This is a genomic window from Desulfopila sp. IMCC35008, assembly GCF_010646885.2.
GTDB lineage: Bacteria > Desulfobacterota > Desulfobulbia > Desulfobulbales > Desulfocapsaceae > Desulfopila.
Genome location: NZ_CP050700.1, coordinates 741857 through 762866 on the forward strand (window position 1 = coordinate 741857; position 21010 = coordinate 762866).

Annotated in this window: 20 protein-coding genes; 18 read left to right on the forward strand and 2 right to left on the reverse strand. The window is 47.7% G+C overall.

Annotated features, from left to right (window positions below):
* The first annotated feature begins 669 nt into the window (after positions 1-669).
* From ndhC to GA520_RS03420, 14 genes are all read left to right on the forward strand, one after another.
* Positions 670-1029: an NADH-quinone oxidoreductase subunit A gene (gene ndhC / locus GA520_RS03355; protein ID WP_163338094.1), complete on the forward strand. Its 360-nt coding sequence runs from the start codon at positions 670-672 to the stop codon at positions 1027-1029.
* Positions 1020-1532 carry an NADH-quinone oxidoreductase subunit NuoB gene (locus GA520_RS03360; RefSeq protein ID WP_163338093.1) on the forward strand — a complete coding sequence of 171 codons (513 nt, stop codon included), beginning with the start codon at positions 1020-1022 and terminating at the stop codon, positions 1530-1532. Before ndhC ends, GA520_RS03360 begins: the two co-directional genes overlap by 10 nt.
* Positions 1533-1534: 2 nt before the next feature.
* Positions 1535-3250, forward strand: coding sequence for an NADH-quinone oxidoreductase subunit D (locus GA520_RS03365; RefSeq protein WP_163338092.1), 1716 nt, complete (start codon positions 1535-1537; stop codon positions 3248-3250).
* On the forward strand, positions 3247-3753 hold the full coding sequence (gene nuoE / locus GA520_RS03370) for an NAD(P)H-dependent oxidoreductase subunit E (protein WP_163338091.1): 507 nt from the start codon (positions 3247-3249) through the stop codon (positions 3751-3753). Before GA520_RS03365 ends, nuoE begins: the two co-directional genes overlap by 4 nt.
* A gap of 13 nt (positions 3754-3766) precedes the next feature.
* Entirely contained in the window at positions 3767-5038 is a 1272-nt protein-coding gene (gene nuoF / locus GA520_RS03375) for an NADH-quinone oxidoreductase subunit NuoF (RefSeq protein WP_163338090.1), read from the forward strand.
* Positions 5039-5053: 15 nt separating this feature from the next.
* A complete protein-coding gene (locus tag GA520_RS03380) occupies positions 5054-6619 on the forward strand; it encodes a 2Fe-2S iron-sulfur cluster-binding protein (RefSeq protein ID WP_163338089.1) in 1566 nt (521 codons plus the stop codon).
* Complete coding sequence (locus GA520_RS03385; RefSeq protein ID WP_163338088.1) at positions 6606-7892, forward strand: complex I subunit 1 family protein; 1287 nt, start codon at positions 6606-6608, stop codon at positions 7890-7892. Before GA520_RS03380 ends, GA520_RS03385 begins: the two co-directional genes overlap by 14 nt.
* 10 nt (positions 7893-7902) lie before the next feature.
* Complete coding sequence (locus GA520_RS03390; protein WP_163338087.1) at positions 7903-8427, forward strand: NADH-quinone oxidoreductase subunit I; 525 nt, start codon at positions 7903-7905, stop codon at positions 8425-8427.
* Positions 8428-8431: 4 nt separating this feature from the next.
* Positions 8432-8941, forward strand: coding sequence for an NADH-quinone oxidoreductase subunit J (locus GA520_RS03395; RefSeq protein WP_163338086.1), 510 nt, complete (start codon positions 8432-8434; stop codon positions 8939-8941).
* A complete protein-coding gene (gene nuoK / locus GA520_RS03400; protein ID WP_163338085.1) occupies positions 8938-9234 on the forward strand; it encodes an NADH-quinone oxidoreductase subunit NuoK in 297 nt (98 codons plus the stop codon). The genes GA520_RS03395 and nuoK overlap by 4 nt, the downstream gene beginning before the upstream one ends.
* 4 nt (positions 9235-9238) lie before the next feature.
* Positions 9239-11155, forward strand: coding sequence for an NADH-quinone oxidoreductase subunit L (nuoL, locus tag GA520_RS03405; RefSeq protein WP_163338084.1), 1917 nt, complete (start codon positions 9239-9241; stop codon positions 11153-11155).
* A gap of 10 nt (positions 11156-11165) precedes the next feature.
* Positions 11166-12689, forward strand: a complete 1524-nt coding sequence (locus tag GA520_RS03410; RefSeq protein WP_163338083.1) for a NuoM family protein — start codon at positions 11166-11168, stop codon at positions 12687-12689.
* A 6-nt stretch (positions 12690-12695) separates the two neighbouring features.
* On the forward strand, positions 12696-14108 hold the full coding sequence (locus tag GA520_RS03415; RefSeq protein WP_163338082.1) for an NADH-quinone oxidoreductase subunit N: 1413 nt from the start codon (positions 12696-12698) through the stop codon (positions 14106-14108).
* A 75-nt stretch (positions 14109-14183) separates the two neighbouring features.
* Positions 14184-14624, forward strand: coding sequence for a CBS domain-containing protein (locus tag GA520_RS03420; RefSeq protein WP_163338081.1), 441 nt, complete (start codon positions 14184-14186; stop codon positions 14622-14624).
* Between the two features lie 108 nt (positions 14625-14732).
* Here GA520_RS03420 and GA520_RS03425 read toward each other — a convergent pair whose 3' ends face one another.
* Entirely contained in the window at positions 14733-15227 is a 495-nt protein-coding gene (locus GA520_RS03425; RefSeq protein WP_163338080.1) for a tetratricopeptide repeat protein, read from the reverse strand.
* Positions 15224-17575, reverse strand: coding sequence for a penicillin-binding protein 1B (mrcB, locus tag GA520_RS03430; RefSeq protein WP_163338079.1), 2352 nt, complete (start codon positions 17573-17575; stop codon positions 15224-15226). Before mrcB ends, GA520_RS03425 begins: the two co-directional genes overlap by 4 nt.
* Before the next feature lie 174 nt (positions 17576-17749).
* Here mrcB and pgl point away from each other — a divergent pair, with 174 nt between their 5' ends.
* The 4 genes from pgl to GA520_RS03450 all read left to right on the forward strand — a co-directional run bounded on the left by pgl (position 17750) and on the right by GA520_RS03450 (position 20968).
* Positions 17750-18457 (forward strand): 6-phosphogluconolactonase, encoded by a 708-nt coding sequence (gene pgl / locus GA520_RS03435; RefSeq protein WP_163338078.1) that lies wholly within the window; start codon positions 17750-17752, stop codon positions 18455-18457.
* Positions 18458-18992: 535 nt separating this feature from the next.
* Entirely contained in the window at positions 18993-19745 is a 753-nt protein-coding gene (locus GA520_RS03440) for a 4Fe-4S dicluster domain-containing protein (RefSeq protein ID WP_163338077.1), read from the forward strand.
* 68 nt (positions 19746-19813) lie between these two features.
* Entirely contained in the window at positions 19814-20233 is a 420-nt protein-coding gene (locus GA520_RS03445) for a cytochrome c3 family protein (RefSeq protein WP_205749266.1), read from the forward strand.
* Between the two features lie 501 nt (positions 20234-20734).
* Positions 20735-20968, forward strand: a complete 234-nt coding sequence (locus GA520_RS03450; protein ID WP_163338076.1) for a hypothetical protein — start codon at positions 20735-20737, stop codon at positions 20966-20968.
* The last annotated feature ends 42 nt before the right edge of the window (positions 20969-21010 follow it).

Sequence of the window (21010 nt, forward strand, 5' to 3'; positions counted from 1 at the left end):
GGTCACACCAGTAATTTGTGTCAGAAAGCAGACCACAGGACCAGATGAGGAATATTTTACGAGTACTCTGATTGTTTATGTACAGATAATTCCATAACGTCATGAAGTAAATGGTAATTGTACGGATAATTGCATAGTTAACTTTAACGTTAGCGTAATATTTAAGAGGGATTGTCACAGCGTGCCACTTGTGCATCGTAAATGTGCGGAAAGTACTGCAATGTCATAAAGAAATCTTAGGATGTATATATGTGTTATTGATAGTGGCGGCATGAAGGCTGAGGTGGTGTGCCAAGTGGGCACTGCCTACTGAGCCGGAGGTGGCCTTTGAAATTCTTCCAATTAAAAAGAAGCATTCAGTTATTGAATGCTTCATATGTATGATCAGTAGTTTATGTGTGTTTATCTATTACCAAGCGGCCAATTGGTAGGAATGGGAACCCCTATCAATAAAATGAATCAGGGTTGGTTTCGGAACAAGATGCACAACTATACTCGTGATGTTTGCACACCCTAAAAGAAATTGTGGTAGTAAGTAGCTGTAAAGACAATTTGTTTTTCTTGACAATAATCCCCTCTCCTTGGTAATTGGTCTCTACAATAGTCCAAAGATCGAAGGTGTTTTTTGAACCCGAAATTGTAGTTGAACGTCAGAGGAGATGAACTCAGATGTCAGCAGAATTGGTTCTTTCCGCAGCAATTTTCTTTAGTCTCGCCGTTATTATTCCGGTAATCATGCTCCTTACGGCGGTGTTTGGTCCGCGCTCCGGGGGCGTCGCCAAGAATGACGCGTACGAAAGCGGCATCAAGCACGTAGTTGGTATGGCCGACCAGAAGTTCAGCGTCAAGTTTTACCTTCTGGCAATTCTCTTCCTCATTTTCGACATTGAAGCAGTGTTCATGTACCCGTGGGCGGTAAGTCTTCGTGAGCTCGGTATGTTCGGGTTCCTGGAGATGGTAGTCTTTATTTTACTGCTGCTTACAGGCCTCATCTATATCTTAAAGAAAGGGGTGCTCAATTGGCATTAGGATTGGAAGCAGGACTGGGCGATACGGTACTGACCACCCAGCTGGATGCGGTTGTTAACTGGGGGCGACAGTACTCCCTTTGGCCCATGGTTTTTGGTACGGCCTGTTGTGCAATTGAGTTTATGAGCGCGGCGGCCTCCCAGCATGATATCTCGCGTTTCGGTGCTGAGGTTGTTCGATTCTCACCGAGGCAGGCAGACCTGATGCTGGTCTGTGGAACGATAAGTTATAAACAGGCCCCGATTCTTAAAAGAATCTATGAGCAGATGCCAGAACCGAAGTGGGTTGTGGCAATGGGTGCGTGTGCAAGTTCCGGCGGGGTGTACGATAACTACTGTACGGTTCAGGGAGTTGACACGGTTATTCCTGTGGATGTCTACATCTCAGGCTGTCCTCCGCGACCGGAAGCTGTGTTGGATGCTCTTATCAAGATCCAGGAACAGATCCAGACAGAAAGTATACTCGTCGACCGACATAAAGATTTTAAAGGGATCCTTGACTGAATATGAATGCGACTGCGACTGAAAAGATCCGTTCCGCATTTCCAGACCTGGAGTGTCGTACAGTTCTGGATTGCGTAGAGGTTACCGTCCCACCTGAGAAACTGGAAGAAACATTATCGAGGCTCAAGCTGTATCCTGAACTCGATTTCGGTTTGCTGGTGGATATGACCGCAATTGATTATCTCCACTATCCGGAGAAAAGCGATTACCGGTTCTATGTGGTGTATATCCTCCGCAATTGGGAGGAGAATATGCTGGTGACCGTTCGGACACCGGTAGAGGACCCTGACAAAGGAATACCTACATGCACCCACCTCTGGGATTCTGCCAATTGGGGTGAGAGGGAAGTGTATGACCAGTATGGTATTAATTTTATCGGGCATCCTGATCTACGCCGTATCCTCAATCACTGGCAGTTTGAAGGGCACCCACTGAGAAAAGATTACAATATTGAAGATGGCCAGATCTGCACCGAAACGTACTCCCTGGAAGTGGAGATAAAAAATCGACTTCTTTCGAAAGGTGTTGATGAGTCCACCATGCAGGATATTAACACCGAGATAATGTATCTAAATCTCGGCCCCTCTCATCCCGCGACCCACGGTGCCATTAGAATCTTTACGGCACTCGACGGTGAGTCCATTTTGGCCAATGTGAATGAGATTGGATATTTGCACAGAGGTTTTGAGAAAACCTCGGAAAACAGATCGTATAATCAGATCGTACCTCTCACAGACAGGCTGAACTACTGTTCTGCCTTGATGAACAATATAGGATATGTGAAGGCGATTGAGTCGTGGATGGGGATTGAGATTACCGAACGTGCTCAGTTCATGCGGGTTGTCCTGTCAGAGTTTTTCAGGGTTCAGGATCATTTGGTCTGTTTGGCAGCGAACCTTGTCGACATGGGTGGCTTGACCAACTACTGGTATCTTTACAACGAAAAAGAATCCTCCTACGATCTTATAAGCCGATTGACCGGTGCCCGCCTGACCAGCTCATTTACCCGCATAGGCGGCATGTATAGAGATTTTTACGATGGCTGGGAAGATGACATGGAAGCGCAGCTCAAGGCTATTGAGCAGGGTGTTTCCGATTCACTGGCACTCATATTAAAGAACCGTATTGTCCATGACCGGACCCAGGGGGCTTGCGTACTCCCAGCTGAGACTGCATTGTCTTATGGCTATACCGGGCCCTGTCTGAGAGCAAGCGGTGTGCCGTTCGACCTTCGTAAGGACAACCCGTATTACAACTACGAGGCTTTTGATTTCAACGTGCCGATTGGTTCCCAGGGTGATATTTACGACAGGATCATGGTGCGGTTTGAGGAAATTTTCGAGTCTATCAAGATTATCCGTCAGGCCATGAAGATGATTCCGGGTGGTCCGGTGTTTATTAACGATCACAAAGCGGTCCTGCCACCTAAGGATCAGGTTTATGGCAACATCGAAGGGCTGGCCAACCATTTCAAATTGATATTCGAAGGGATCAAGGTCCCTGCAGGTGAATGGTACGACAGTTATGAAGCGGCAAATGGCGAGCTGGGCTTTACCGTCGTCTCGGATGGATCCGGAAAGCCATATAAACTGAAGGTGCGTCCGCCGTGTTTTTATATCATGGGTGGCTTCCATGAGATGGTGGAAGGCGAGATGATAGCCGATGCAGTCATTAACCTCGGTAGTATCAACATTATCGGCGGGGAGTTGGACAGATGAGCGACCGATCTGAATTGATTGTAACGGGAAAAGAGTTTGCCTTTGATGAAGAAAGAGACTCGGAATTTGAACGACTGATAAAGCGTTACCCAACACGGGAATCGATGATTCTTCCTGCGCTGTGGTTAACCCAGGAGCAGGAAGGTTGGATCAGCGCAGAGGCCATTGCCTATATTGCTGACCGAATAGGGACTTTTGCAGTAAAGGTGCTTGAGGCAGCCACTTTTTACACCATGTTCAACCTTGAACCCAAAGGTAAATTTCATATCTGTGTTTGCCGTACACTTTCTTGCTGGCTCCGGGAAAAACAAGCGATTGTAGATTTCCTGGCCGATGAAATCGGAATCCGTCCGAATCAGGTGAGCGAGGACGGTTTGTACAGCCTGGAAGAGGTCGAGTGTCTCGGTCATTGCGGTACCGCACCGGTTGTACAGGTGAACGGTGAGTTCCACGAGAATATGGATGTGGACAAGATGAAAGCACTTCTGGCCACGCTGAAATAGGAGGCGTATGGATATGGAAGTAAAGATTCTCAGTGCACGGTTTGATATCGAAGATAACCATACCCTCGAGGTTGCCCAAAAGCACGGTGCGTATGGTACCCTGGACAAGCTGTTTTCCATGGAACCTGTCGAGGTTATCGAGGAAGTCAAAAAATCTGGTTTAAGGGGCCGCGGTGGAGCAGGTTTCCCAGCTGGCGTCAAATGGGGATTCTTACCCAAAGGGCTTGATAAACCGACGTATCTTGCAGTCAACTCGGATGAATCGGAACCCGCGACCTTTAAGGATCGCTATATTCTGGTTCGTGATCCACATATGATGATTGAGGGTATCATTATCTGCTGTTGGGCCATCGACTGCCACGACGCCTATATATATATACGAGGTGAGTACACCAGCCAGGTGAAAATCCTCCAGGCGGCAATAGATGAAGCTTACGAAGCAGGGTATCTCGGTGAAAAGGTTTGCGGTAAAGATTTTCGCATTGATGTAACGGTCCACCGAGGTGCTGGAGCGTATGTTTGTGGTGAGGAGACGGCACTGCTTGAATCAATAGAAGGTAAAAAGGGCCAGCCGCGCTCAAAACCTCCGTTTCCTGCAGTCGAGGGTTTATATGGCTGCCCGACAATTATCAACAATGTGCAAACCATCGCATCTCTGCCGTTTATTTTGGAAAACGGGGCGGATGCCTACACGGCCCATGGCACTGATAAGAGTCCGGGAACGCATTTGTTTGGTATCTCCGGTCATGTCGAAAAACCAGGAATGTACGAGTTGCCACTCGGTTTGCCGATGATGGATGTCATCAATCAGGTTGCTGGTGGGGTTTGGAAAGGACGTAAACTAAAAGGTGTCATCCCCGGTGGCAGTTCGACACCTGTTCTCACAGTTGACGAGGCCAAAACCGTCTCCCTCGATTATGAATCCATGGCAGAGCATGGCACCATGTTCGGTTCCGGTGGTGTCGTGGTTCTCGATGAGACGGTTGATATGGTCAAACTGGTCGAAAATCTGATCTACTTTTACCACCATGAATCATGCGGGCAGTGTACGCCTTGCCGTGAGGGACTTGGTTGGATGCTGAAGATCGTCCGCAAACTGCTTGCTGGTGAGGGAAGCATCGAGGATATCGATCTGTTGAGGGAACTCTGTGACAATATTGAAATGAAAACGGTCTGTGTGCTCTCTGCTGCCTGCACCATGCCGGTTCGCAGTTATCTGGATAAATTTCGCGATGAATTTGAAGCATACGTTCGCGATGATGTTTCCGCCCATGCCAATCAGTAAGGAATAGGGGTGATCATGGCTGAAATGGTGAAATTGTTTGTGAATGGTGAAGAGGTTGAGGTTGAGAAAGGCAAGAACCTGATTGACGCCATTGGTGCAGTCGGGATCGAAATACCGCACCTCTGTTACCATCCTGCGTTGGGTGCCGACGGCAACTGCCGGATGTGTCTGGTGGGAATTGAGGACGGCAGACCGCCTTTGGTTCCCGCATGCAAGACCCCGGCGCATGAGGGGATGAAGGTTCTTTTGGATGCGGATCATATCAAGAAGATCCAGCGTGATGTGATGGAGCTTGAGCTTATCAATCACCCGGTCGATTGCCCGATCTGTGATCAGGCGGGGGAGTGTAAGCTGCAGGATTACTACATGCAGGTAGACCTGGAAGAGAGCCGCATGCGGGTGCCTCAGGTGAAGAAAGGCAAAAACAAGGACTTTGGCTGCGGAGTGGTACATGACCAGGAACGTTGTGTGCTGTGTGGCAGGTGTGTCCGTTTTACCCGGCAGATTACCGAAACAGGCGAGTTGGGTATCGTTAACCGAACCGACGACGCCAGAGTGACTATCTTTCCGGGCCGACCGCTTGATAACAGATACGCGCTCAATATTGTCGATATCTGTCCGGTCGGGGCCATGACCAGCAAGGATTTCCGGTTTAAGCAGAGGGTCTGGTTTCTCAACCCTGAAAAAGGCATCTGTCATGGATGCTCCAAGGGCTGTAATATCTTTATTGACCATAACCGGGAGAAGTATAAGGACGATATTATTTATCGTTTCAGGGCTCGCCAGAACGACCTCGTCAACGGCTATTTTATCTGTGATGAAGGTCGGCTCAGTTACCATCGTGAGAATGAGGGACGTCTTGTGAATCCTCTGATAGAGGGTAAAGAAACCGAATTTGATGAAGCCCTCCAGCGTATTCAGGATGAATTGAAGGCAGCCAGAAAACCGCTGTTTATGATCTCGCCCAACGCCACACTTGAGCAGATGTGGGCGGTTAAGCGGGTAGCCACACTGTACGGTGCCCAGTGTTCAGGATTCAGTGATTCTTACATCAAACCGGGTGACGGTGATGACTACCTGATACAAGATGATAAATCCGCAAATCGAAGAGGCCTTGAGCTTCTTGATATCGATACGGATAAAGAGTCATTTGTTAAGGCTCTGGCAGAATGTGATCTTCTTGTCAGTTTCCGTAACGACCTGTTCAGGTTTGGAGGCGGGGCCGATTATCGTGAGCAGGTAGAAAGCAAGAAAATCCTGGTTGTTTCCAGTCATGTTAACGATTTGGTTGCCCGGAGCGTGGTTGCATTACCTATTGCCTCGTTTAGTGAATACGGTGGATCGATTGTTAACGTCGACAACGTATTGCAACAGTTTGTTCCGGCGGTCAAAAAGAACAGCCCGCCAAAAGACATTGTTGAAATCACCCGTCTGCTCGGTGGGGCCGTAAAGGATGACGCCCAGGCGTGGCCTGGTATGAAGACACAGGTGAAGGAATTGGCGGACGTGGATCCTGACCAGATCCCCGAACAGGGACTGCAACTTATTTCAGATAGCGAGGAAGCTCATGTCACTGCTTGATATACTACTCGTCCTCATAAGGATAGCCTTCGGTGCATTTGTACCCCTCTGTTTTGTCGCAGTCCTGGTCTGGATGGAGCGGCGTGGAGCAGGATTTTTTCAGGATAGAGCCGGCCCAAACCGCTGTAATGTTATGGGTTTTCGTGCGGGAGGACTCATACAGAATATTGCTGATGCCGTAAAATTGATTTTTAAGGAAGATATGGTGCCGGGGCACATCAAGCATAAATTCTACTTTATTCTTGCACCGACCCTGGTTTTTATCACGGCCATTCTCTCTTTTGCCGTTGTACCCTTTGCGGACACCTTAATACTTGGTGATAAAAGCTATGTGATGCAGGCAATACCGATGGATCTAGGTATCCTCTGGTTTCTGGCTGTGGTTGGGTTTGGTGTTTACGGAATTATCCTGGCCGGTTGGTCATCCCATAACAAATACGGAGTGCTCGGTGGTCTTCGTGCTGCAGCCCAGGTCATCAGCTATGAGATTCCTATGGGTTTGGCTCTGGTTGCCTTGCTGACTATCTACTCAACCGTCAACCTGAGTGAGATGGCTCAGTTCCAGGGGCAATTACTGTTTGGGATTATTCCCATGTGGGGTGTTGTTCTTCAGCCAATTGGTGTGGTGATCTTCATTGTTGCGGCCTTTGCTGAAACCAACCGGACACCGTTTGATCTGGCAGAAGGTGAGAGTGAGATCGTTGCCGGTTTTCACGTAGAATACAGTTCAATGAAATTCGCCCTCTTCTTTATGGGTGAGTATGTTGCCATGTTTGTATCCTCAGCGCTTATTGTCACTCTTTATTTCGGCAGCTACCAGATTCCCTGGTTCTCTACCGAGACCCTGGTGAATAATTCAAAACCGTTGGTGACACTGTTGATGATAGGTATGCCGTTTGCTGTCTACTACTTCGTTCAGTGGATGAAGAAGAATAACCGCAGCCAGTATGCCAGACCGAACGATCCACGGTTGATGGAGGTCCGGGTTTATTCTGCGGTGATCTGGAGTGTGGTTATCCTGCTGGAGATTGTCCTGCTTGGTTTTTTGATTTTCTCTTCCGGTGGAGCCGGGGCTCGGATTCTTGTGGCCTGCCTGCAAATCGGCACCTTCCTGTTCAAGACGTTTCTGATGTGTTTTGTGTACGTATGGGTGCGGTGGACATTACCGCGATTCCGCTACGATCAGCTGCAGAGACTCGGTTGGCAGAAGCTTCTGCCGCTGGCTCTGCTGAATATTTTTATTACGAGCGCCATAGTCGTGTCGTTGGGCTGAGGGATATTCCATGAGTGCAAAAGTAAAAGTCATAGAGCGTAAGGGAAAAACCTTCCTTGAGCAGCTGTATCTTGTTGAAGTGATGAAGGGTATGGCGGTGACCCTCGGGCATTTCCTGCGCAATCTGCTCGACAACTCCCGGCTGTACGTTCGTCATTACCCAGAAGTGCAACCGGAGATTCCGGTACGCTGGCGCGGTCGTCACAGGTTGACGGCCCACGAGGACGGAACAGTCAAATGTGTTGCCTGTTTTATGTGTCAGACGAACTGTCCATCCAACTGTATCATGATTGAAGCGGGAGAGAGAACGGATGGGCGCACAGAAAAACTGCCGGTACGTTTTGATATCGACCTGCTCGAGTGTATCTACTGCGGATACTGTGTAGAAGCGTGTCCCATGGATGCGATTCGGATGGATACAGGTATTTTCTCGGTAGTGAGCGATTCGCGAGAATCGATGGTTATAGGCCTGGATGAACTGCTTGCCACCCCAGGTGCTTTCGCTGAAGAAGAATACAAGAAAGGAGGGGGCTGATACCATGGTATCAACGTTACTTTTTATTATCCTGTCGTTTCTTGCCGTGGTTGGTGCTGCAGGGCTGGTTATGCTTAAGCATCCGATGAACGGGGCGATGAGTTTTATTATCACCCTGATCTCCCTGGCAGGATTGTATGCGCTTCTTGCAGCGAAGCTGATTTTTGCCATCCAGCTTATCGTCTATGCCGGTGCAATCATGTCACTGATCCTTTTCATTATCATGTTCTTAAATATTAGCGAGAAGGATCTTCCGGATGAATCTGGACGCTGGCTTTACTTTGCCGGTGGCGGTGTAGTCATCGCACCCATCATGCTTTTTTTACTTAAGGCAGCCAATACCCTGCCCGACGGTGCTGTAACTGGCATAGGGGAAGAATTTGGCAGTGTGAAAGGGGTTGGCAAAGTGCTGTTTACGGAGTGGTTACTGCCATTTGAAATTGTCTCTATTCTGCTGCTCGTGGCGCTAGTTGGTGCCGTTGTGCTGGCAGGAAAAAGGGAGGGCAAAGCGTGATCTCGAATTATATCTCGTTAAGTATCATCCTTTTTAGCCTCGGTGTGCTCGGTGTTATTTCCAGAAGGAACGTCTTCACCGTCTTTATGTCTATCGAGCTGATGTTGAATGCGGCAAACCTGGCCTTTGTTGCCTTCTCAAGGTTGCATGAGAATATGGATGGTCATGTTCTGGCGCTGATGGTGATGGCGGTAGCCGCTGCCGAAGCGGCTCTGGCCCTGGCGGTGGTTATTCTGCTGCACAAGCATAAGGGTAACCTTGATACTAACGTTTTCAGCCTGCTGAAAGGGTGACACGATGGAACATACAGTTTCTTACCTCGTTTATATTCCGCTGTTGCCGTTGCTGGGAGCCTTGCTTCTCGGGGTCATGCATATGGCCACCTGTACCGGCAGCCGCATTTCTGAAAAAGTCTATGGGATTATCGGTTGCGTGGGGCCGGCTCTGACCGTTCTGCTGGCCTTGCGGGCGTATTTCAACCTCACCGGTTTGCCTGAAGAAGGGGATTACCTGGTTCAGAACGTCTTTACCTGGATTCAGGTCGGTGATCTTAATGTGCCCATGGGGTTTCTGGTTGATCCGTTAAGTTCATTAATGCTCCTTTTTGTTACTTTTATCGGAACATTGATCCATATCTACTCCATCGGGTATATGTCCGGTGATGAGAATTTTGGCAAATTTTTCGCTTACATGAACCTGTTCCTGGGGTCCATGCTTATACTGGTACTCGGCAGCGGTCCGGTCGTCATGTTTGTTGGCTGGGAGGGCGTCGGGCTCTGCTCTTACCTGCTTATCAGCTTTTACAGTGAAGATTCAGATAACGTCAAGGCGGGTAATAAAGCCTTTATTGTTAACCGGGTCGGTGATCTCGGTTTTGTTCTCGGTATGTCCTTTATGTTCTGGGCGATCGGTTCAGGCGGTTTCGATTACATGTCACTTAAAGCCAATGCTGGTGGACTTACCCCTGCGATTGCTGCGACAATATGCTTTCTGCTCTTTGTCGGTGCAACCGGTAAATCTGCCCAGATTCCGCTGTACGTGTGGTTACCCGATGCCATGGCCGGTCCGACACCTGTCTCGGCACTTATCCATGCCGCAACCATGGTTACGGCCGGTGTATACATGGTTGCCAGATTTAGTTTTATCTATGTGACGGTCCCCGAGGTTGGGAACCTTGTTGCCTGGGTGGGAATTCTGACGGCATTATTGGCCGCTATATTTGGTTGTTTTCAGCGGGATATTAAAAAAATTCTAGCATATTCAACGGTTAGCCAGCTTGGGTATATGTTCGCTGGTGTCGGTGTCGCCGCGTACTCTGCTGGAATTTTTCATGTCTTTACTCATGCCTTCTTTAAGGCCCTGCTCTTTCTCGGAGCCGGTTCGGTTATCTATGCACTGCATCATCAGCAGGATATCTGGAAGATGGGCGGATTGAAGAAAAAGATGCCGATAACCTACTGGACCATGTTGGTTGGAGCCCTGGCACTCGCGGGCTGTCCGCCGTTCTCAGGATTCTTTTCAAAGGATGAAATCCTTTACTCAGCACTTGCAAGCGGACATACAGGTATCTGGATGGTCGGAGTACTCGTTGCCGGAATGACCGCCTACTACACTTTCCGGATGATTTTTGTCGTCTTTCACGGTCAGCCGAGGGATGAGCATGCCTATGAACACGCCCAGGAATCACCGAAGGTAATGACATACCCGCTTATCATCCTGGCAGTAGGGGCTGTTTTCGCCGGTTACCTGAATATACCTGGAATATTCGGCGGGCATCTGGCCGTTTCTCACTGGCTGGCACCGAGCCTTGCAGATGTTCATCACAGTGGCTTATTCCTCGAGATTGTAGCTATCCTCACCAGTATTGCCGCCTTTGGTATAGGTATCTGGTTTGCGTACAATAAGTTCTACAAAAAGCAGGCGGACGAGCCGGTTTACAGTGGACTTTCCAGTTTTGCCTACAATAAGTTTTTTGTCGACGAGATTTACCACTACCTGATTGTGGTTCCATACCAGTTCCTGGGGGAAAAGATCTGGAAGAATATCGAACCCTGGGTAACGGACGGTCCCGTCAAACTGGCAGTCTGGTTATACGATGTGCTGGCCAAGGCCTTCAGGATTGTTCAGGTCGGTTATGTTCGGGTATATGCGATTTATATGGTCATTGGACTCAGTGTGATGAGTTTTCTGATCTCCCGCTCTCTGAATTTGTAAAGGTGACTACATGTTCGACAATGTCCTTTCCATAATAGTGTTTCTACCGATAATCGCCGGTCTTGGATTACTTGTGTTGCCTGTCCGCAATGAGGCAGCTCGGGCTATCGGTCTGGTGGTGGCAGCGCTCATCGTAATTCTCGGCCTTAAGGTTTTCTTCCAGTTTTCCGGTAGCGGGGAAATGGAATTTGTTGAAAACATGGTCTGGAATCAGTCCCTGGGCCTTGTTTACAGCTTCGGTGTCGACGGTATTTCGCTTTTGGTTTTGCTGGCCGGTTCCTGTCTATTCCCGATGGTATACCTGCTTTTTTCAACGAAGACTAAAGGCTATTATGCCAACCTGATGATCGCTCAAGGCGCAATGATGGGCGCTATCTGCGCGGTCGATATGATTCTTTTCTATATATTCTGGGAAGTCATGCTGTTACCGATTTTTTTCATGATCGGTCTTTATGGCGGTCCCAATCGCCGCTTTGCCACTATTAAAATTACCCTTTATACCATCATGGGCTCTTTGTTCATGTTGGTAGCTCTCGTCTATGTTGCGGTCAGTTATCATGATCAGGCAGGGGTATGGAGCTTTAACGTGGCAGATATCGCAACACTCTCCCTGACTGGTCCTGCGGCTACTGCTGCATTTATGTTTTTCATGCTGGCCTTTGCTATTAAAATTCCAATTTTCCCATTTCATACCTGGTTGCCCGATGCCTATACAGAGGCTCCTACTGGCGCAACTTTCGTACTCTCAGCAATAATGGCGAAGATAGGCGTTTACGGCGTTATTCGTTTCGTTGTCCCTGTTTTCGGTGAGGATCTTGCCCGCTACGGTATCATTCTCTCCTATATGGGTGTGGTCGGCATGATGTATTGCGGCATTGCAGCCATGGCCCAAAAGGATTTCAAGCGGATGCTGGCATTTTCCTCCGCCTCCCACATGGGTATTATCGCCTTAGGTGTCTTTACTATGAACCTGCAGGCACTTACCGGAACCCTTTACCAGATAGTGGCCCATGCCACCAGTACGGGCGTGCTGTTCCTGCTGCTCGGTATAATTGAAGACAGAATGGAGACACGTACCATTGACGATCTTGGTGGTATTGCTTATAAAGCTCCGGTATTTGCTACATTTTTCGCTGTAGCAATGCTAGCCTCGGTCGGTTTGCCGGGAACATCAGGTTTTATCGGTGAATTCCTTATTATCCTCGGTGCAGTGAAGTTTGATGTCACTATTGGTGTGCTGGCAGGAACGACTCTCATTATAGGTGTCTGTTATATGCTCTGGATGTTCCAGCGAGTATTTTTCCAAAAGAAAAACGAGCGGACGGAAGGTTTTGCAGATCTTTCTGCGGTAGAAACCCTCACAATCCTGCCCGTAGTAATATTGATCATCGTGATGGGTGTATGTCCCCAGCCGTTTCTGGAAAAGGTGACACCGACTGCCCAGAACTACCTGGTTGCTTCAGGTAAGGTGCAGCAGTTGGCAAATGTCAATGTCCCTGTCGAGGGCCAAATACTTGATATGAAGGGTGAGTGAGAGACTATGCTTGATTTTATTGTAATTCTTCCGCTTCTCGTAGTTGGGGCCGGGGCAATTATCCTGATGCTGCTGTCAACAATGGACAACATCAGGGAGGGGAACAGCACAATTGTCTGTCTGGCAATGTTTGCAGTTGCCTTCGCTGTTCAGATGGCGACGAGCCTCAATGGGAGTATCACTCCTTATGGTTCGGTTTTCAACGGTATGATGGTGGCTTCGACATTTACCAAAATGGCGGGACTCATTATTCTCGGCTGCGGTTTTTTCAGTTGTATGATTGCTCAGACCTATTTTACTAAAAATAAGTTTTGTACCCCTGAGTTTTACAGCCTGATGATGTTTGCCGCGTGCGGTATGCTGCTGTTGACCATGGCTGCCGAGCTGATTACCGTGTTTATTGCACTGGAGATCATGTCACTCTCCATATACGTTCTGGTAGGATATGATCGTGGCAGTGTAAAACGATCCGAAGCCATCTTGAAATACTTGATGTTAGGTGCTTTTGCCGGTGGACTGTTTACCATGGGAGCGGCCCTCATTTATGGTTCGGCGGGTAGCACCCGATTTGAACAGATTGCCGTGCATCTCAGTGAGTCCGGAGCTCTTGCTAATCCGGCCCTCATTGCGGGAGCGTTTCTTGTAATTGTTGCCTTTTTGTTCAAGGCGGCGGCCTTTCCCTTTCATGCCTGGGTTGTTGATGTGTATGATGGTGCTCCTCTGCCGGTTACAGGTTTTATGGCTACAGCGGTAAAGACTGCGATCTTTGCTGTCTTTGCAAATTTTCTGATCATTGAAAGCAGCCTGAAAGGGGTGTGGGTAGAATACCTCTTCTGGATTGCTGTGCTGACGATGTTTGCAGGTAACCTTATTGCCATCAGCCAGGATAACATTAAACGTATGCTGGCTGCTTCCGGTATAGTCCATACCGGATACCTTCTGGTTGCACTTATCGCTTTGGGAACCGACGGGTTCTCTGGTGGAGTGATCATGTTTTACCTGGCTGCTTATGCGGTATCTACTTTAGGTATTTTTGCAGCTCTTTCATACCTTGGCGGGGAAGGTGAAAAACGAAACAGCTTCGATCATTTTAAGGGGTTGGCCAAGGTGCGCCCATATTCGGCCGGTGCTATTACTATATTCCTGCTGTCAATGGCGGGTATTCCGCCGACGGCAGGTTTTCTTGGAAAGTTTTATATTATTACTGATGCAATCCGTGCAGGCTACATGCTGCTGGCTGTTTTGGCCATAGTCTCAAGTGTATTGTCTATGTGGTACTATTTACGCCTGGTTATCCTGATGTACTTCAGTGAACCGGAAGACAGTTTTGAGACTGCGGGGATTTCTTTGGCACCAATTACAACAGTTGTCATGGCTATCTGTGTATTCGTAATTGGCTGCTTCCCTGTATTGTTTTAAAACAGAGACGAAATCACTTGTTGACAAGACTCTTACCGGAGTGAACGTTAGGGTCGAATTCCAAGGAGTAATAGAATGAAAGTACAAGATATATTAAACGAGAAAGGAACAAGGGTAATCAGCACCCACGAAGAAACGCTGCTCGTTGACGCCATGGCGCTGTTCTTTGCAAACAAGGTTGGATCGCTGCTGGTGGTTGATAAGTACGATAAAATTCTAGGAATTGTTGCCCCGAATGATGTTTTAAAAGGCATTCACAACAATCTGGATGGTATCACTACAATGAAAGTGAAAGAGGTCATGGTTTCTGATCTTATCGTCGCCACTTTAGAGGATGATCTTGACTACATTCAGAATATTATGACCGAAAACAGGGTGCGCCACATTCCAATCCTGGAAAAAGGTGATCTGGTTGGACTGGTATCTATCGGTGATGTTGTCAAGGCTCAGATGACGGAGAAAAATGTAGAGAACCGGTACCTGAAAGACTATATCGAAGGAAAATACCCGGCCTGATTATTTATAACGTACGTGCATACTGCCGCACTCTCCCTCCTTGTGAGCGGCAGTGTGTACGTTGCCCTCCAACTTTTGTTCCTCTTCGACACCTTTCATTACCCTCTCTTATTGCGCCTTCCGGATGAGGGCCTCGTTGAGTCGTACCAATTTCTTGTCTCTGCCGGCAAGGCTCTTTGATTTGAGGCAGAACTGCACCGCCTGGCCTGGCTTGTTCTGGCGATATTTGAGATCGGCCATGGTGTACCAGTAATAGCCGTTTTTAGGCTCGATCCTGAGTGCTCTTTCAAGGGTGAGTTCAGCTTGTCGATATTGTCCTTGGGAAATAAGCTCTCTGGACTGATTGTAAAGGGAGGCGGCAGCCCCGGTTTTGGCTTCGTAATCGAGGGGTGGAGGTTCAGGAGTTGTATCCGGAATAGTAGATGGCGGGGGAATCCTGGTTTGCGGTGCAGACGGGTAAGTGGGCTGCGGATAGGAGGGTTGTGGGCGTGGCAAGGGCTGATAGACTGAGGCACACCCATGAAGAAAAAAACTTGCACAGATGAAGAGTAAAAAATAGAAGCCACGCTTTGGGACAGTTAAGTGGAAGTATGTACGATTCATTTTAAAAGGTCGTTAAGTGATTTTATAATCTTACGGGCTTCTTTTTCTGCATGGCGCAGGTTTTTGCGTGCCTCTTTCTCAAGTTCATGCAAATCATTTTCTATATCAGATGCGGTGGTCGTTCGTGGTTTTGGGGTCTCTGATACCGTAACAGGTTCATGACCGCGCAGGAAGGGCAGTTTGGTACTGTTTCTATTAAAGATGCTGGTTGGTCTGAATGTCGTTGTATCAATACGATGCCAGGTGATTGATTCTGGTTCAGTAGGTTGCGACGGGCTATCCTTGAGGTTTTCAACGATGTCTCCCCATGCCCTTAATGCACCTGTAGAACCCGTTAGGGAGGTAGGTGTGTTATCGTCTTTACCGAGCCATACGACCGAGAGCCTGTTTGCGGTGAAACCGGCAAACCAACTGTCCCGTAGTCCATCAGATGTTCCTGTTTTGCCACTATAAAGCCCTGCATCCTCGATTTGCAGTTTTCTTCCTGTTCCTTCTTCCATTACCCTTTGCAGACCGTGATTGAGCAGGTAAATGTGTTCGGGCAAAAAGCGTTGTTCAACAGCGAGGCCATAGCGATTGAGTGTCTTGCCGCTTGCATCCATTACAGAACGGATTGAGCGAAGTGGCTGGTAGAAGCCGCCTGAGCCAATTGTCTGGTAGATCTGGGTAATCTGCAGGGGTGTCATAGAGACGGCGCCAAGCAACAGGGATGGGTAGTTTTTAAGTTGGCCTGAGTATCCCATTCTTCTAATTGTATCGATAACCGTCTCAAGACCGACATCAAGTCCGAGGCGGACAGTGGCCAGGTTATATGATTTGGCAAGTGCCCTGTATAAGGCGACCCGGCCATGCTCTTGACGATCGTAATTTTCCGGTCGCCATGTTTCGCCCTCGGTTTTGAGTGTCAATCGTTGGTCAAGTAATGGACTGGCAAGGGTATAGCCCTGTTCCAGGCCAGCCAGGTACACTGCTGGTTTAATAAGTGATCCAACTGGTCTGTTTGCGTCCAGGGCTCGGTTGAACCCTGATGTTCGACTATGTTTACCACCGACTATTGCCTCGATCTCACCAGTATCCCGGGAGGTTATAACCGCGGCTCCCTCAATATTTGACAACTGGCGCTCCTGCTCAAGTTGACTTATTGAGAGCTCAAGCTGCTCTTCCAGTATAATCTGGGTTAGAGGGTCAAGGGTGGTCAGGATTTGCAAGCCGTCGCTGTTCAGGTCCTTCTCGTGGTACTCTTCCTGTAACTGCCGTTTTACCAGATCGAGAAATGCTGGGAACCGGTTGAAACCAATTTTCTGTGGTGCAACATCGGTCAGTGGTTGATTACCTGCGGTTGCCTGGGTGGCAGTATCGATCACGCCTGTTTCCTGCATCATCTTAAGAACTTGCTGTCTTCTGGCAAGAGCTGTTTCTGGATGCCTTCTTGGATCGTAACTTGAGGGACCTTTTACCATGCCGACAAGGGTTGCTATCTGCGCGATAGAGAGATCGTTTATATCCCGACGGAAAAAGAACTGGCTGGCAAGTCCGAAACCATGGATAGCACGTGCACCGTCCTGACCGAGGAACACTTCGTTGATGTAGGCGGTCATGATCTCGTCTTTGGCGTATTTGCGATCAAGCAAAATTGCCATAACAGCTTCCTGAAATTTCCGTTTCAGGGTTTGCTCCCGATTAAGGAAAAGGTTCTTCACCAATTGCTGGGTGATGGTCGAGCCGCCCTGGACAGTCCTGCCTGCACGGATATTGGTCAGAAGTGCTCGTACTATTCCTTTGATGGAAATACCGTGATGCTGGTAAAAATCTCTATCTTCCACCGCAATCAAAGATTGTTTGAGAAGTTGAGGAACCTCTGCGTTTGTTAAAACCAGTCTGTCCTCGTGTTCCAGTGGATGAAAACTACCTATACGGGCCGGATCGATCCGGACATAGGAAACAGGAGTGGAGTCCTGGGCGGCGACAATCTTTAAGATACTATCCTCGATAAAGTCGATCCGGATACTGGCCGATTCTTCTTTTCCGCCTGGGTAGGAAAACGGGCGGGTTATCAAATGAAAGCTTGAATTTGTCCGGCTGTATCCACCAGAGGAGTGGACCTTTTTTTCAGATCGGTACCCACAGAGCAATAGTTCATTCTCAAACATGTCCGGATCAAGTTGGAGTCCGGGATACAGTTCAAGTGGTCGGGCGTATACAACCGCGGGCAAGGCCCATTTCTTTCCGTCGAATTTTTTGCTGATAGTACTTTGCAATGCCTGGATGTGACGGTATGCTGTAAACCCTCCAATGGTGGCAGTCATGAGGAGGATCGGCAGGAAAATGAAAAGAAAGAATTTCTTCATAATGTGATTTCGGTATATTAATTGACTTATTTCTCTACAAAAACGACTATATCAACTCTTCTGTGATTTTTCCCCATGAAAAGCTCGCAGATAAAAAAATACGGAAAGTACAAGAGGATGATATAGTGTTGTGGCATTCAATAAACAATATTTTACGTAAATGGTACATGAAGAATGGCGAAAGATAATTTTATGGTGCTCCAGGCGCTGCCTGAAATGCTTGCGAAAAAGGCTGCCTGGATCATTTATAAGGAGGGGATTGAAAAGCTGCTGGAGAGTCAACCTCATGTGGTCCTGGCCGTTCCGGGTGGCAGAAACGTCATTCCTGTTTTCAAGGCACTTGGGGAATTTAAAATTGACTGGCAGAGGGTTCACATATTCATGGTAGATGAACGGTTCGTGCCAGTCACGGATGAGCAGTCCAACTACCGGTTACTGTTTGAGCAGTTAGGAGATATCTTACCGGCCGAATCTTTGCACCCGTTCGAATTCGATGACGTAGATCGGCGGGGTGCTGTAGGTCGTTATGCGCAGATGCTCAATAAGCTGGGTGGGCGTTTTGATATTGTACTGCTGTCAAGTGGAGAAGACGGTCATATCGCCAGTCTCTTTCCGGGAAGAGGAGAGGTTCATCGAACCCGGGAGAGCTTTGTGCTCATAACTGATGCACCGAAACCACCCCCGACTCGCGTGAGCGCAACTTTTGAATTGCTTAAAAAATCATCAGTCGGACTACTTCTGGTCATAGGTGAGGGGAAGCAGCAGGCTCTTGATATTTTTCTTGATGATTCCGTCGATATGGATAGCTGTCCGGCTAAAGTAATTGCAGGATTGCCAAAATATTTTGTGCTTACTGACAGAGAGGTGTCGCTCCCTCTCTGATGAAGACGGGTGCCTATCTGACGCATGGTGTTTGTGACACAACGTAGTACAGGATTGGCGGGGCAGAAACGACTACCTGCTATCTATAATATTTTCTGTTTTTACAATATAATACGAGTATTTTGACGCTGGAACGCATTCATCGGTTCATTTATGCCCATACCGTGATCTGCCTCAGGGCATGTTTTTTTGTTAATGCACAGAATAAAACCTTGACTGGCTACACCAAAGATGGAATAAATGTCTGGTAAAGAATTTGGTTAAATAGGTGGTCGTTGATGTAATTTAACGTAATTACACACTTATTTGATGTTTAAGCTCATTTTCAAATTCGTCGCTATCCGGTGCTTTTACAGGAAGGAAGCAGGCGTCTCTGTCAGCATATCGTGGGAATCGTCATTATTCACTACTCTTTCCCCGGTTGCTTGTTCTCTGTAAGTAACGCTGTTGATTGATGCCACGTGTTGGCTTGTGGTGTTAGACATATAACATAGTTGAATCATCCTCATTGGGATGATGATAACGGAGTCTTGGAATGAAAATTGAAGATCTGGAAAAACTGGAAAGTGAGGACCTGTCAACATTGCCGTCTGAAGAGCGGCGGAAGTTCCTGAAGATGGGGCTGGCCGTTACCGGTCTCTATCTTGGTGGTACGGTTCTATCCCTGACCTCTGTGCGCAATGCCGAGGCCTCAAGTGTTGTACCCGAGCCAGGTAAGTATCCTTATAATCCTCACTACACGATGGTTATCCGTGAACGTCTGTGCATTGATTGCGAACAATGTAAGGATGCATGTGTAAAGACCAATGACGTACCCGGCTATGGATTCAGAACAACGATCCTCGAACGAAGGCGTTCACTTGGTAACGGTACTCATGAGACCATTTTTATGCCTGTACTTTGCAACCATTGTAATCGTCCTCCCTGCGTGCGTGTCTGCCCGACTACGGCCACCTGGAAAGATGAGAAGACCGGTATTGTCCTCATGAAACCGAGCCGTTGTATCGGCTGTAAAACTTGTATGACCGCTTGCCCATATAATGCACGGTATTTCAAGGAGGAAACACGGGCTGCAGATAAATGTAACTTCTGTTTGGATACACGTCTATCAAAAGGAAAGGAAGACACGGCCTGTGTAGAAGCATGTCCTGCCGATGTCCGGGTATTCGGCAATCTCGCCGATAGTGAAAGTCGGGTATTCCAGTTGGTCCATGCTCCGGAAACGATGGTATGGGTCCTGCGACCGGAAACAGGTGCTATCCCAAATGTATTTTATACAAACGCCTAGAATAAAAACAGGCCGGAGGCAGATCACAGCCGTTTCCGGCAAGACATATGTATTACAAGGAGAACGTAATGAAAAATATTCTACTGCTTTTCGTCCTGGGCGTCTTTGTATTGACCGGAATGATATTGAATGCTTCCGAGGCAAAGGTTGACGACAGTGACTATGATGAAGATGAATATGGTCCGCTGGCCCCTATTATCTGGACCAAACCGGTAAAATCGGTGGTGTTTGAACATAAGGTCCACACCATGGAAGGAGGAATGGATTGTGACTCCTGTCACGATGATCTTTTCGAAATGGAAGCCGGCGTAGCTGAGGAAAATGACGATTTTACCATGCAATCGCTTTATGATGGTGGGTATTGTGGTGCTTGTCATGATGGCGATACTGCTTTCGCTTCCAATACAAGATGCACAACCTGCCACATCGGTGTGCGTGGTCATGCCCGTCTGGTTGGTGGTGGCGAAAAGAAGGATGCCGATCACTGATATTCTGTTGTTCTTTTTTGTAACCGCATGTAAATACGGGTTTATTCCTTTGGTGTTTACATGCGGTTTCTTTTTCCCTCCTCTAGCTTCTCTCTTTTCCGGTTACCAGGCATCCTCAGGGCGCATTCTGCGCCATTCCAAACGCAATGTACTAACAAATAGATATTACGTACAAAAATAGCATTATGAACCAGTATGACAACATCGTTGAATTTATTTTTCGTTATCTTGAAGTAATTGTGAAAAAAAATCATATTAAAACAGGTAATTATAAAATTCCTTCAAGGACGCATTCTGCGCCCGGTTCAAAAGAGCATATAGACGCAAAATGCGTCCTCAACCATAAAGTCTTCATTTTACAATTATTAACTATGTCTCGTTAATACAGTGCGTTGATACATTAGAAGAGGTGTTTTCGCGAGCTTTTTCCACTTTGGCATAATCGTTGCTTTATAGAGGGTAACAGAAGCAACAAACGGTTACATCAAAGGAGGTCTAACCATGCTGACTACAGTGGAAAATAAGAATATGTCGATGTCTCTTGAAGAGCTCTCTGGTGAATCAGGAAAATGCCTGAAATCAATGTCTGAAATCGGCTGGTTTCTACTTTCCCTGATGCTCTTCATGATGCTTGGCCCCTTCGCCGGGCCTATAGCCCTCATTGCTGTCTTCACCTGCCAGAAACGTGATGATCGTAAATGGCTTGAGGAACCTGAATGTGCCGAACAGGTATGAGCCAACTACCAGATTGAACAATAAAAGATTACCACGTATCGG